Source organism: Oerskovia sp. Root918 (genome assembly GCF_001428945.1).
Taxonomy (GTDB): domain Bacteria; phylum Actinomycetota; class Actinomycetes; order Actinomycetales; family Cellulomonadaceae; genus Oerskovia; species Oerskovia enterophila.
This window is the reverse complement of record NZ_LMJG01000014.1, coordinates 251,544-264,741: the sequence shown is the minus strand read 5'-3', so window position 1 is coordinate 264,741 and position 13,198 is coordinate 251,544. Positions and strand designations below refer to the sequence as shown.

General features: G+C 73.3%; 11 protein-coding genes. 7 read left to right on the top strand and 4 right to left on the bottom strand.

All coding sequences use genetic code 11. The features are described 5' to 3' along the window. Window positions 1-59 precede the first annotated feature (59 nt). Together ASE27_RS14990 and ASE27_RS14985 are read right to left on the bottom strand one after the other, a co-directional pair. Window positions 60-1,823, bottom strand: coding sequence for a DUF349 domain-containing protein (locus ASE27_RS14990; protein ID WP_056652085.1), 1,764 nt, complete (start codon window positions 1,821-1,823; stop codon window positions 60-62). Then, window positions 1,820-2,536: a peptidylprolyl isomerase gene (locus tag ASE27_RS14985; RefSeq protein WP_056652081.1), complete on the bottom strand. Its 717-nt coding sequence runs from the start codon at window positions 2,534-2,536 to the stop codon at window positions 1,820-1,822. The genes ASE27_RS14990 and ASE27_RS14985 overlap by 4 nt, the downstream gene beginning before the upstream one ends. A gap of 189 nt (window positions 2,537-2,725) precedes the next feature. On the opposite strand from ASE27_RS14985, the gene ASE27_RS14980 reads away from it, so the two are divergent. The 5 genes from ASE27_RS14980 to ASE27_RS14960 all read left to right on the top strand — a co-directional run bounded on the left by ASE27_RS14980 (window position 2,726) and on the right by ASE27_RS14960 (window position 7,325). Next, window positions 2,726-3,574: an MBL fold metallo-hydrolase gene (locus ASE27_RS14980; RefSeq protein WP_056652078.1), complete on the top strand. Its 849-nt coding sequence runs from the start codon at window positions 2,726-2,728 to the stop codon at window positions 3,572-3,574. A gap of 44 nt (window positions 3,575-3,618) precedes the next feature. After that, on the top strand, window positions 3,619-5,016 hold the full coding sequence (hisS, locus tag ASE27_RS14975) for a histidine--tRNA ligase (protein ID WP_056652075.1): 1,398 nt from the start codon (window positions 3,619-3,621) through the stop codon (window positions 5,014-5,016). A 78-nt stretch (window positions 5,017-5,094) separates the two neighbouring features. Further along, on the top strand, window positions 5,095-5,328 hold the full coding sequence (locus tag ASE27_RS14970) for a hypothetical protein (RefSeq protein ID WP_056652072.1): 234 nt from the start codon (window positions 5,095-5,097) through the stop codon (window positions 5,326-5,328). 62 nt (window positions 5,329-5,390) lie between these two features. Continuing rightward, the gene (locus ASE27_RS14965; RefSeq protein WP_056652069.1) at window positions 5,391-6,533 is read left to right on the top strand and encodes an Rv2578c family radical SAM protein; all 1,143 of its coding nucleotides are present in this window, start codon (window positions 5,391-5,393) and stop codon (window positions 6,531-6,533) included. 36 nt (window positions 6,534-6,569) lie between these two features. Next, a complete protein-coding gene (locus ASE27_RS14960) occupies window positions 6,570-7,325 on the top strand; it encodes a hypothetical protein (RefSeq protein WP_056652067.1) in 756 nt (251 codons plus the stop codon). Between the two features lie 27 nt (window positions 7,326-7,352). On the opposite strand, the gene ASE27_RS14955 is transcribed toward ASE27_RS14960, so the two are convergent. Beyond that, window positions 7,353-7,820 (bottom strand): PPOX class F420-dependent oxidoreductase, encoded by a 468-nt coding sequence (locus ASE27_RS14955; RefSeq protein ID WP_056652064.1) that lies wholly within the window; start codon window positions 7,818-7,820, stop codon window positions 7,353-7,355. Between the two features lie 136 nt (window positions 7,821-7,956). Between ASE27_RS14955 and aspS the strand changes: the two genes are divergently transcribed. Then, window positions 7,957-9,789 (top strand): aspartate--tRNA ligase, encoded by a 1,833-nt coding sequence (gene aspS, locus ASE27_RS14950; protein WP_056652062.1) that lies wholly within the window; start codon window positions 7,957-7,959, stop codon window positions 9,787-9,789. Then, window positions 9,786-10,631, top strand: a complete 846-nt coding sequence (locus tag ASE27_RS14945) for a GNAT family N-acetyltransferase (protein ID WP_056652059.1) — start codon at window positions 9,786-9,788, stop codon at window positions 10,629-10,631. The genes aspS and ASE27_RS14945 overlap by 4 nt, the downstream gene beginning before the upstream one ends. Before the next feature lie 95 nt (window positions 10,632-10,726). Here ASE27_RS14945 and ASE27_RS14940 read toward each other — a convergent pair whose 3' ends face one another. Further along, on the bottom strand, window positions 10,727-12,970 hold the full coding sequence (locus ASE27_RS14940; protein WP_056652056.1) for an MMPL family transporter: 2,244 nt from the start codon (window positions 12,968-12,970) through the stop codon (window positions 10,727-10,729). Between the last annotated feature and the right edge of the window lie 228 nt (window positions 12,971-13,198).

The following is a 13,198-nucleotide window of genomic DNA, read 5'->3' as shown; positions in this document are numbered from 1 at the left end:
GGACCTGTGGAAACTCTCGTCGTCCACAGGCCCGCCCGGGCCCCTCGGATGGTGCAGGATCAGCCGCGGGAGTCCTCGGCGGCCTTCACGACCTGCTCGAGCCAGGCGCGGCGAGCCGCGATCGAGGACTCGATCTCGGCGATCTTGCGCTTGTCGCCCTTGGCGGTCGCAGCGGCCAGGTCCTCCTCGAGGCCCGCGATCGCGGACTCGAGCTGGGCGGCCGCGCCCTCGGCGCGCGCACGCGTCTCAGGGTTGGAGCGCGACCACTGGGACTGCTCGGCGTCGCGGACCGCGGTCTCGACCGCGCGCAGGCGGGCCTCGACGCGCTGGATGTCGGCGCGAGGAACCTTGCCGGCGTCCTCCCACTTCTCCTGGATGTCCCGCAGGGCCGTCTTGGCCTGCGCGAGGTCCGTCACGGGGACGAGCTTCTCGGCCTGCTCCAGCAGAGCCTCCTTGACGACCAGGTTCTCCGCGTACTCGGCGTCCGTGGCGGCGTTGAGCGCGTCCCGGGCCTCGAAGAACGCGTCCTGCGCTGCACGGAAGCGGGCCCACAGGGCGTCGTCGTCGCGGCGGTTGGCGCGCCCGGCGGCCTTCCACTCGGTCATGAGGTCGCGGAAAGCGCCGGCCGTGGCGCCCCAGTCCGTGCTGTTCTGCAGGGCCTCGGCCCGCTGCACGAGCTTCTCCTTGACCTCCTTCGCGGAGGAGTTGCGCTGCTCGAGCTCGGCGAAGTAGTGCCGACGCTCGCGGTCGAAGGCCGTGCGGGCGTGGCTGAAGCGCTTCCAGAGCGCCTCCTCGCTGGCCCGGTCGATCCTCGGCCCGTTGCGCTGGGCATCCTTCCACTGGTCGAGCAGCTTGCGCAGCTCCTCGCCCGCGGGACGCCACTGGATGCGCGCCGGGTCCGTCGAGGCGATCTTCTCGGCTGCCTCGATGATCTCGGTGCGGGCGGCGAGCGCCGCCTCCTTGGCAGCGTTGCGCTCGGCCTCGAGCTCGGCGCGGCGCGCAGCCGCGACCGTGCGCAGCGACTCGACGTGCGCGCGCAGGCCGTCCAGGTCGCCGACGGCCGAGGGCTCGGCGGTCTCCTCGCCGAGCTTGGCGAGGGTCGAGTCGATCTCCTTGACGGACAGGTCCGTACCGGTCAGCCGGGCCTCGAAGAGCGCGACCTTGGCCTGCAGGTCCAGGTAGCGACGCACGTAGAGCGCGAGCGCCTCCTCGGGGGTGACCCCGGGGAACTGCCCGACGCTGCGCTCGCCCGCGGCCTCGGTCACGTAGACCGTGCCCTCCTCGTCGACGCGGCCGAACCCGGCCGCGGACTTCGCGGCGGCGCTGTCGTCAGGGATGACCGCCGCGGCCGCGGCCGGGGCGATCGACGCGGCGGCAGGGGTCGCAGCAGCCGGGGCACCCGGGCGCGGGGGCCGGGGCACCGGGACGGCGCTCGGCTTGGGCGCGGGGCTGGGCTTGGGGGCCGGGGCCGCCTCAGGGGCGTCGGCCGCGGGAGCCTGCTCGGCCTCGGCCTCGGCCTCGGCGACGGGGGCCGGTGCGGCGTCCGTCTCGTCCGCTGCAGGTGCGGCGTCGGTGACCTCAGCGTCGGTGTCGGCCGTGGCCTCGGAAGGAGCCTCGTCCGCGACGGGCGCGGCTTCCTCGACGGAGGGGGCCTCGTCGGCTGCTGCCACGGGCGCGTCGGTCTCGACGGTCTCCGTGGCGGCGGGTGCCTCGGCGCCCTCGGCCGGTTCAGCGACCGCCGGCACCTCGACCTGCTCCGTTGCGGTGGCCTCCTCGGATGCCTGCGCCGGAGAGTTCGCGTGGTTCTCGGTGCTCTCGCTCACTGGGTCTCAACTCCTTCGATGGTGACCGGGGTCGCGGGGGAGCCGTCAGGGGCCCCGTCCGCTGTCCCCGCGTCAGCGACTGCTCGGACGACGTCCAAGCCGGATGTGATCTTGCCGAAAACTGTGTACCCACCGGTGTCGGTCGGCAAGGTGGTGTCCTCGTAGACGAGGAAGAACTGGCTGCCGTGGGAGTCCGTGGTCTGGGCACGGGCCATGGCGATGGTGCCCGCGGGGAAGAACCCGTCCTCGGGCGTGTTCTCGACGGGCCCGAACGAGTAGCCCGGACCCCCGGTCCCGGTGCCCGTGGGGTCGCCGCACTGCAGGACGAAGATCCCCGAGGTCGTCAGGCGGTGGCACTGCGTGCCGTCAAAGAACTCGCCCTGGGCGAGCGAGACGAAGCTCGCGACGGTCTGAGGAGCGGCCTGCCCGTCGAGCGTGAACTCGATGTCGCCCGCGCTGGTGCGCAGCTCGCCCGTCCACTCGCGGTCCTCTGCGGCGGAAGGGGGAGGGAGCGTGAAGGTCTTGTCGGTCGCGACGGCGTCCGAGTTCGCGGAGAGTGCCAGCACGACGACACCACCCACGACGGCGAGCGCGGCGACCGCGCCGACGATGGTCCACGTCCGCTGCTTGCGGGCGCGAGCCTGCGCCTGACGCTGGGTCCACTTCTCCTCGCGGCGGCGGGCACGCTCGCGTTCGCGCTTGCTCGTCGTCACCCCAACTCCTTCGTCTCACGTCACGGGCCGCTCCGCGTGCGGGCGCGAGGGCGCGTTCTGTGCACGGGTGATCCACGGTTTCAGAGGACAGTCTAGGCATCGGGAGCGTTCTGGCGCCGTGTCGTGCCGCCTTTCAGGTCACGGTCCGGTATCAGGTGCCCCCTTTGTGCGGGTCGTTAGTGTCGTCCCATGGACCTCTTCCTCGTGGTGGCCCCCGTGTTCGGCACCAACTGCACGCTCGTCGTACCCCGCCTCGAGGGACCGCTGCCCGACGGCGCCGCGCGCCCCTGCGTGATCGTCGACGCAGGGGCCGGGGTCGTCCCCGGCGTCGTGGAGCTCGTGCGCGAGCAGGGGCTCGCGCCTCGAGCGGTCCTGGCCACGCACGGGCACGCCGACCACACCTGGGACGCGGCCGAGCTGTGCGAGCTCTACGGCGTCCCGTTCTGGATCCACGCGGCAGACGCCTACCGGCTCGCCGACCCTCTGGGCACGATCGAGAGCGCCCCGCCCGCGGGGCCCGACGGCCGGGTCGTGCCCGGCCCCCTGGCCGCGGCGCTCGCCGCGGGCGGGGCACGGGTCGAGGACTACCGGGCTCCGCGCGACGTGCGCACCTTCGGTACGGCCGGCGAGCCGGGGGCCGGGGCCCGCGAACGGCTCGACCTCGACGGCGTCCTGGTCGACGCCCTGCACGCTCCGGGGCACACCCAGGGCTCGACGCTCTACCTGCCCGTCGCGCTGGGACCCGACCCGCGCGGCGACGGTGGCACGGCGAACGACAGTGACATGGCGAACGACGGCGACACGATGAACGACACAGACCGCGGCGCCCAGGCCGGGGTCGTGCTCGCGGGGGACGTCCTGTTCGCAGGGTCGGTGGGGCGCACCGACCTGCCCGGCGGCGACGGCGAGACGATGCAGCGAACCCTGCGCGACGTCGTCGGGCGCCTCGACGACGCCCTCCAGGTGGTCCCGGGCCACGGGCCGCTGACCACGATCGGCCGCGAGCGCCGGACCAACCCGTACCTGCGCGGTCTGTGAGCGGATTGCTCGTCCGGTCCGGGAGTCTGGAAAGATCGGGTCCCATGGCCCGACCTACACCTCTCTCCGGTTTCCCCGAATGGCTCCCTGCTGGACGCGTCGTGGAGCAGCACGTGCTCGACACGTTGCGCCGCACGTTCGAGCTCCATGGTTTCGCGGGGATCGAGACGCGAGCCGTCGAGCCCCTGGACCAGCTGCTGCGCAAGGGCGAGACCTCCAAGGAGGTGTACGTGCTGCGCCGGCTCCAGGAGGAGGCGGCGGAGGGGGCCGCGGACGAGCGGTCGGGCAAGGCCGACAAGCAGCTCGGCCTGCACTTCGACCTGACCGTCCCGTTCGCGCGCTACGTGCTGGAGAACGCCGGTCACCTGGCGTTCCCGTTCAAGCGTCACCAGATCCAGAAGGTGTGGCGCGGCGAGCGCCCCCAGGACGGGCGTTTCCGTGAGTTCGTGCAGGCGGACATCGACGTCGTGGGTGCGGGCGAGCTGCCCTACCACTTCGAGGTCGAGCTGCCGCTGGTCATGGCCGAGGCGCTGGGCGAGCTGCGCTCGATCGGTGTGCCCGAGGTCCGCATCCTGGTGAACAACCGCAAGGTCGCCGAGGGCTTCTACCGCGGGCTGGGGCTGGACGACGTCGAGGGCGTGCTGCGCAGCATCGACAAGCTCGACAAGATCGGCCCGGACAAGGTCGGTGCGCTGCTGGTCGCCGAGACGGGCGCGACGCCCGAGCAGGCGGCTGCGTGCCTGGCGCTCGCGGCGATCTGCGGCTCGGACGCGAGCGTCGCGGAGCGGGTGCGGGCGCTCGCGGCCGAGCACGGCGTGACCTCGGAGCTGCTCGAGGAGGGCCTGCGCGAGCTGTCGGCGCTGATCGACGCGGCGGCCGTGCGGGCGCCGGGGGTCGTCGTCGCCGACCTCAAGATCGCGCGCGGCCTGGACTACTACACGGGTTCGGTCTACGAGACGGTGCTGGTGGGGCACGAGCAGCTCGGGTCGATCTGCTCGGGCGGGCGCTACGACACCCTGGCCTCGGACGGTGCGAACACCTACCCGGGGGTGGGGCTGTCGATCGGCGTCTCGCGCCTGGTCTCGCGCCTGCTGAGCGCGGGCCTGGTCCGCTCGACGCGGTCGGTGCCGAGCGCGGTCGTGGTCGCGGTCACGAGCGAGGAGACGCGTCCCGCGTCGGACGCGGTCGCGGTGGCGCTGCGTTCGCGGGGCATCCCGGTCGAGGTCGCGCCGAGCGCGGCCAAGTTCGGCAAGCAGATCAAGTTCGCCGACCGGCGCGGCATCCCGTTCGTTTGGTTCCCCGCGGGGATCGGCGCGGACGGCGAGGTCGTGCCGCACCAGGTCAAGGACATCCGCTCGGGCGAGCAGGTCGCCGCTGACCCGGCGGTGTGGGCCCCGGCCGAGGAAGACCTGTGGCCGCGGGTGGTGCCCGCGGGGGAGTGAGCCCGCTGCCTGGGTGCTGACCCGGGTGGGCGCGCGTGAGGCCCGGCAGGGGTTCCCTGCCGGGCCTTGCGCGTATCGATGCTCAGCGGCATTTCGCGCACTTCCCGCTTCCTCGACGGCGTCTCGCCCGCGGGCACGACGATCCTGCCCGTCACGACGCACGCCATGAGCGGCCTCGGCCGGGCGCCCGACGTCTACGCGGCCCTCGCTCCCGACGCCGTCGTGGGGGAGGGGCTCGACGTACGCGGGGAGCAGGTCGCCGACGCCGGGCCGGAGATCGACCGCTGGGCGCGCGCGGACGGGCTCGGCTGAGTCGTCCGAGGCGGCGTGCGACCGCATCGACAACATCATCGAACATGTGTTCGAATGGTGCGATGAGGTGGGACGGGCAGGCGATCACGGCGGACGACGGCGCGCTGCCCGGGCTCGGCCGCATGGCGGGACTCGTGCGGACCGTGCGAACCCCGGAGTTCGCCGGGGTCACGTTCCACGAGGTGCTCGCCAAGAGCGCGCTGTCCAAGGTGCCGGGGGAGTCCCGCATGCCGTTCACCTGGACGATCAACCCGTACCGCGGATGCTCCCATGCGTGCTCGTACTGCTTCGCGCGGCCCTCGCACCGCTACCTCGACATGAACCCCGGCGAGGACTTCGACAGCCAGATCGTCGTGAAGATGAACGTCGCCGAGGTGCTGCGGGCCGAGCTCGCCAAGCCGTCCTGGGCGGGCGACGCGGTCGCGCTCGGCACCAACACCGACCCCTACCAGCGCGCCGAGGGACGCTACCGGCTCATGCCCGGGATCATCGACGCCCTCGAGGCCTCGCGCACGCCGTTCTCGATCCTCACCAAGGGCACGCTCCTGCGCCGAGACCTCCCGCGCCTGACGCAGGCGGCGCAGAGCGTGGACGTCGGCATCGGGGTCTCCTTGGCCTTCGTCGACGAGGACCTCCAGCAGGCCGTCGAGCCCGGGACGCCCACGCCGCGCGCCCGCCTCGACCTGATCCGCGCCGCCCGGGGTGCCGGGCTGCCGTGCGGGGTCATGATCGCCCCGGTCCTGCCGTGGCTCACCGACTCGACCGACCACCTCACGCGCCTGCTCGACGCGGTCCACGAGGCCGGCGCGACCGGCGCCACGGTTCTCCCGCTGTTCCTCAAGCCCGGCACCCGCGAGTGGTTCATGGCCTGGCTGCGCCGCGACCACCCCGAGCGGGTCGCGGGGTACGAACGCATCTACGCGGGCGGGTCGTACGCGAGCCGCGCGTACCGGGACTGGTTGTGGGACCGGGTGCGCCCCCTGCTCGTCGAGCGCGGCTTCGCGAGCGCCGGGCACCGGTCCCAGGCGCGCACGTCCGGCCACGCCCGGACCGCCTGGCACCCCGAGACCCCTGGCGAGCGAGCGCGGCCCGACGAGGGCGACTACCCGGCCGGGAGTCTGGTGACGCAGCACCGGGACAGCGGCAGACCGCCAGGACGCACGGGCACGAGCGCGGCCGCGAGCGCCGAGCAGCTGCTCTTCTAGGACAGGCATGCACCAGGACGGCTACGCTCTCGCACCATGACGCCCGCCTGGCCGACCTCTCGCGGGCTGCCCGCCCTGGAGGACGTGGCGCCGCACGTCCGGACCCCGTTCGGGGACGTCGTCCTGTCCGCCCGGTGCGCCGGACGGGTCCTGGGAACCGCTCCCGGCCCCGCGTTGGCCCTGCCCGCCGGCGGTCGGCTGCTGCACTGGAGCGGCCCCTCGTGGTCGCTCGAGCAGATCCTCACGCCCCTGCCGACCTTCGACGAGGAGGGGAGGTCTCCGGCCACGACCTGGGGTGTGGCATGGCGGGTCCGGGCGCTGGGTGCGCCCATCGAGACGGGCCTGCGCATCGAGATGGCTGATCAGCCCGTCGGCCTCGAGGTCGGGACCGCCGACGGGCAGCACCTCGCGGCGCTCGCTGTCGACGACGGTCGCACAGAGTTGGTCATCGGCGGGCCGGACAGCGAAGGAGTCTGGGGCCTCGCTCTCCGAGGGCTGTGCCCCACGCGGTGGACGTCCGACCATCCCCAGCTTGCGAGCGACCTGTCGTTGGTGGACGAGGTGCCGCGCCGGCTCGGGTTGCCAGGTGCTGCCAGCGACCGGCGAGGAGCCGCCGAGCGCCCTGGGCTCGAGTGGACCCTGCCTGCGCTCGAGGACGGCGAGGTCGCGGTCCTCGCGTGCGCCGTCTCCTGGACGCCGTACGACGCGGAGTCGGTGTGGGGGTGGCTGTCCGTGGACGTCGGGCCGGAGTACGTGGTCCGCCACGCGATGGGCACGGCCCCCGTCCGCTGAACGCGACGGCCCGGCGGACGCCCGCGCTCAGTCCTGCGCGAGCCGTGCCGGGAACCCGCCCGTGGCCACGGGGCCCCAGCCGGTGATCGTCACGCGCAGCAACGACTTGCCCTGCGCCACCATGGCCCGGCGGTACTCGTCCCAGTCGGGATGCTCCCCGGCGATCGAGCGGTAGTACTCGACGAGGGGCTCGACCGAGTCGGGCAGGTCGATCACCTCGGCCGTGCCGTCGACCTGGACCCAGGCGTCGTCGAAGTCCTCGCCCAGGACGCACAGCGAGGCGGCGGGGTCGCGCCGCAGGTTCACGGCCTTGGCGCGGTCGGGGTAGGTCGAGACCACGACGCGCCCCTCGCCGTCGACCCCGTACGCGACGGGGCTCATCTGCGGGGCGCCGCCCGCGCGCCGGGTCAGCAGCACGGCCCGCCGGTTGGCGCGCAGGAACGCGACGAGCTCCGCGCGTCCGATCCGGTCCGTGGTCGCGATCCGCCTGGCCATGCGTGCCTCCTGGGGAGAGTTCTCCTGAACGTGGTCCGCCCACAGACTAGACTCGTCCGCGTGCGTCGTCTGCGCACTCCCCACTCCCATCCCGGGACGCCACTGTGCGCCCCGGCATGTTCCGGAAGGACTCTCCGTGCTTCGCACCCACACAGCCGGCTCCCTGCGGGCCGAGCAGATCGGTCAGACCGTCACCCTCACCGGTTGGGTCGATCGTCGCCGCGATCACGGTGGGGTGGCCTTCATCGACCTGCGTGACGCCTCGGGCATCGCCCAGGTCGTCATCCGTGACGAGGCGATCGCGCACCCGCTGCGCGCCGAGTTCGTGCTCCAGGTCACCGGTGAGGTCTCCCGGCGCCCCGAGGGCAACGAGAACAAGAACCTCCCCACGGGTGAGGTCGAGGTCGTGGCGAGCGACGTCGTCGTGCTCAACGAGTCCGCCCCGCTGCCGTTCCAGGTCTCCACGGCCCTCGAGGGCACCGAGGTCATCGGCGAGGAGGCGCGCCTCAAGCACCGCTACCTGGATCTGCGCCGCCCCACCCCGGCCCACGCCCTGCGCCTGCGAGCCAAGGCCAACCAGGCCGCACGCCGCGTGCTCGACGCGCAGGACTTCGTGGAGATCGAGACCCCGACCCTGACCCGCTCGACCCCGGAGGGCGCCCGCGACTTCCTGGTGCCAGCGCGCCTGGCCCCGGGCTCCTGGTACGCGCTGCCGCAGTCGCCGCAGCTGTTCAAGCAGCTGCTCATGGTCTCGGGCATGGAGCGCTACTACCAGATCGCCCGCTGCTACCGCGACGAGGACTTCCGCGCGGACCGTCAGCCCGAGTTCACGCAGCTCGACGTCGAGATGAGCTTCGTCGAGCAGGACGACGTGATCGCGCTCGGCGAGAAGATCCTCGTCGCGCTGTGGGACCTCATCGGGTACAAGATCCCCACGCCCATCCCGCGCATGACGTTCCACGACGCGATGCGCCTGTACGGCTCGGACAAGCCGGACCTGCGCTTCGGCAACCCGCTCGTCGAGCTCACGGACTACTTCAAGGACACCCCGTTCCGCGTCTTCCAGGCCGAGTACGTGGGCGCCGTCGTCATGGCGGGCGGGGCCTCGCAGCCGCGCCGCCAGTTCGACGCCTGGCAGGAGTGGGCCAAGCAGCGCGGGGCCAAGGGCCTGGCGTACGTGACGTTCCAGGAGGACGGTACCCTCGCGGGCCCGGTCGCCAAGAACCTCTCGGAGGCCGAGCGCGAGGGCCTGCGCGACGCGACCGGCGCGCAGCCGGGCGACGCGGTGTTCTTCGCCGCGGGCCGGACCAACGAGTCGCGCGCCCTGCTGGGCGCGGCCCGTCAGGAGATCGCCAAGCGCACGGGCCAGATCGACGAGGACGCGTGGGCGTTCGTCTGGATCGTCGACGCCCCGCTGTTCAAGCCCACGGGCGAGGCCGCCGACGAGGGCGACGTCGCACTGGGCAACTCGGCCTGGACCGCGGTGCACCACGCGTTCACCTCGCCCACGCCCGAGTGGATCGACACGTTCGAGCAGAACCCGGGCGAGGCGCTCGCCTACGCGTACGACATCGTGTGCAACGGCAACGAGATCGGTGGCGGCTCGATCCGTATCCACCGCCGCGACGTCCAGGAGCGCGTGTTCGCGGTCATGGGCATCGGCGAGGAGGAGGCGCAGGAGAAGTTCGGCTTCCTGCTCGACGCCTTCGCGTTCGGCGCTCCGCCGCACGGCGGCATCGCGTTCGGCTGGGACCGCATCGTGGCGCTGCTGACGAAGTCGGAGTCGATCCGCGACGTCATCGCGTTCCCCAAGTCGGGCGGCGGGTTCGACCCGCTGACGCAGGCGCCCGCGCCCATCACGGCGCAGCAGCGCAAGGAGGCGGGCGTCGACGCCAAGCCCAAGGCCGCGCCCGCACCGGACGCCGCCACGGACGCGACCGACGCTCCTGCCGTCACCGGGAAGGCGTGACCGCCCCGGACACCCGCACGCAGGCAAGGACGCTGGGAGGCTCGACCGGTCTGACGGACCGGTGGGCCTCCCACCCCTTTGTCCTGACGGACCTCGCGGAGTGGGACGTGCGCGGGGTGTGGCAGGACGAGCAGGCGTGCGTGCTGAGCGTGGCGCTCGCGGTCCCGGCGGCCGGGATCGAGGGGCCCGACGGCGCCGCCCGCCCCGCGCAGGCCGTCGGCCTGTGGGGCGTGGGGTCGGCCGGGGCGACGGCGGACCTGCTGGCCCGCGTCGCGGGCTCGGGGGCGATCGGCGACCGTGTGGTCAGCGCGGGGCTGCCGCGCGGGACGCTCGGCCTCCTGGCCGACCGCGTCGCTGCCGAGGACCTGCCGGCCGTCCTGCGTGACGGCGACGGACGGTCGGTGTCGAGCTGGGACTTCCTCGCCACGCGCGAGGCCCCCGCCGCCCAGCCGGGCGAGGATCGGGTCGAGGCGCTGACCGGGCCGTCGGCCGCGGCCGAGGTGCGCGCGTGCCTGGACGTCGCGAACCCGCTCGCGGAGATGAGCCCCGAGGACCCGTGGGCCCGCTGGTGGGGCTGGCGCGACCCGGACGGTGCGCTGCGCGGGGTCGTCGGAGCCCGGCAGGTCGAACCGGGCACGCCCTGGGCGCTGGGCAGCATCGCGACCGACCCCGCCTGGCGGGGGCACGGCATCGCCGCGGCCACCACGGCCGTCGTGACCCGGGCCGGGCTGGCCGAGGCCGACTGGGTGACCCTGGGCATGTACGCCGACAACGCCGCGGCCCGCCGCGTATACACCCGGCTGGGCTACGCCGTGGTGCAGGAGTTCGAGAGCCGCCACTGACCCGGCCTGCCATTGGGTGCGGAGCTCTCGTGCCACACGCCCGGCGTGTCGCACGAGAGCTCCGCGCGCGACGGAGCAGGAAGGGGCAGCGCCGGTCAGTGCGTGATCGAGAACCTCGAGTACAACCACCTGAGGTGCTTGGGGGCCCACCAGTTGGCCCGGCCCAGGAGCGTCATGGTGGCCGGCACCAGCAGGATCCGCACGATCGTCGCGTCGATGAAGACCGCAACCGCCAGCGCGAACCCGACCTCCTTGATGACGAGGAGCTCGCCGAACACGAAGCCCGCGAACACCACGATGATGATGGCCGCGGCCGAGGTGATGATGCGCCCGGACCGCTGCAGGCCCAGCCGCACGGCCTCGTCGTTGGACAGCCCCGCATCGTGCAGCTCCTTGATGCGCGAGAGCAGGAAGACCTCGTAGTCCATGGCCAGGCCGAACGCGAAGGCGATCACGAGCGCCACGACGTAGGTCTCGATCCCGCCCGCCGACGAGAAGTCCAGCACCCCCTCCAGGTGCCCCTCCTGGAACACCCACACGAGCACGCCGAGCGAGGCGGCCAGCGACAGCGCGTTGGTCAGCAGCGCCTTGACCGGGATGAGCACCGAGCCCGTCATGAGGAACAGCAGCACGAACGTCGCCACCACGACGATCCCCACGGCCCACCACACCCGGTCCGCGAGCGCCGCCCGGAAGTCGACCTGCCCGGCCGCCTGGCCCGTGACGTAGAAGTCGAAGCCGGGGTCCTGGGCCCGCACCTCCTCCACGACGGCCACGGCCTCGGGGCCGCCCGCGTCGTCGGTGTCGACGTGGACCCCGACGACCGCGTGGTCGGTGCCGACGGCGACCGCCGGGTCGACCCGCTCGACGTGCTCGAGGCCCGCGATCTCCTCGGCCCAGGCCTGGGCCTGCTCGGGCGTGGAGTCGGTCACGACGCGCAGGTCGGGGGCCTCGGACGCGGGGAACTGGGCGGTGACCTCGTCGACGAACTCGCGCTGGGGCGCGCTCTGGGGCAGGAGCTCGATGCCCGAGTTGCGCATCTGCAGCCCCAGGACGGGCAGCGCCAGGACGACCAGGACCGCCACGGTGCCGAGCATGACCCACACCGGGTGGCGCTGGACGCGGCCGGTCAGGCGGGAGAACACGCCCTCGTCGGACTGGACGTCGGCCGTGCGCGCCAGGACGGCCCGCAGGCCGGGGACGCGGCTGAGGACGCTGGGGGCCACCAGCCGGTGCCCGGCGAGGGCGAGCAGCGCGGGCACGAGCGTCATGGCGGTGGCCACGGCGATCAGGATGATCGCGAGCCCGGCCGCGCCGATCGCCCGCAGGATGTCGGGCTCGAAGACCATGAGTCCCGCGATGGAGATGGCGACGGTCAGCGCCGAGAAGGCGACGGTCCGTCCCGCGGTGGCCATGGTGCGCACGACCGCGGTCGTGACCTCGGTCCGGGCCGCGGGGTCCGGGGTGCCGGCCGGGGAGGAGGCCCGCTCGTCGACGAGCCGGTGCAGCTCCTCGCGGAAGCGCGAGACGATCAGCAGCCCGTAGTCGATCGACAGGCCCAGGCCCAGCAGCGTCACGACGTTGACGACCGACGCGTCGATCGTGAGCGGGTACGACAGGGCGAGCAGGACGCCCAGGCCCGCGCCGATCGAGGCGATGGCCCCGGCCATGGGCATCGCGGCCGCGAGGAACCCGCCGAAGACGAGCACCATGACGAGCAGCGCGATGGGCAGGGCGATCATCTCGCCCGTGGTGAGGTCCTTCTCGACCTGGGACGTGATGGCCTCGACGATCAGGTCGTTGCTCGAGACGAGCCCCGTCGCGCCCGGTGCGGCCTCGGCCAGGTCCTCGGGAACGGCATCGAGGCGTTCGACGACGTCGCTCGCCGCGGCGACCGTGGTCTGCTCGTCGAGGCCCGCCTCGAGCGTCACCGACACCAGGAACCCGTCGCCGTCGGCCGCGACGAGGGACTGGGCGGCCTCGGTCTCGACGCCCCCGGGGATCACGAACGGGTCGACGACCGTCGCGACCCCGGTGATCGCGCCGAGCTGCTGGTGGACAGGGTCCATGGCCTCGGCAACCGCGGGGTCGGTCGGGTCGGCGCCGCTCACGAGCAGCGAGATCTCCTCGCCCGTCGTGTCCTGGTCCGTCAGGATCTGCGTACCGCGCTCGCTCTGCGAGCCCGGGACCGCGGGCTCACCCGTGGTCAGGCGGTCGAACAGGCTCTCGCCGTGGACCCCCACGACGGCGAGCGCGAAGCCGAGCACGGTCAGCACGACCCAGACGGCGACGGTCAGGCGGGGACGGTGGGCGACGGCGCGCCCCAGGCTCTCGAACACCCGGTCAGCATGGCACCTCGGCCGGGACCTCGCCGGGTCGTGCAGGATGTGAGCGGACCGCTCCCATGGTGCGCGACGGCACGGTGCGACAGGGCCCTCTGGGCACGGTACGGCGCAGGCTCGTCGACGGGTGCGGCAGGTGCCGCGCCGACCTGCCCGGGCCCACCCGCGCGAGCGACGGTGCGGGCCGGCACGAGGCCGCCCGAGCGGGCGCGTGTCGGTGCGTGT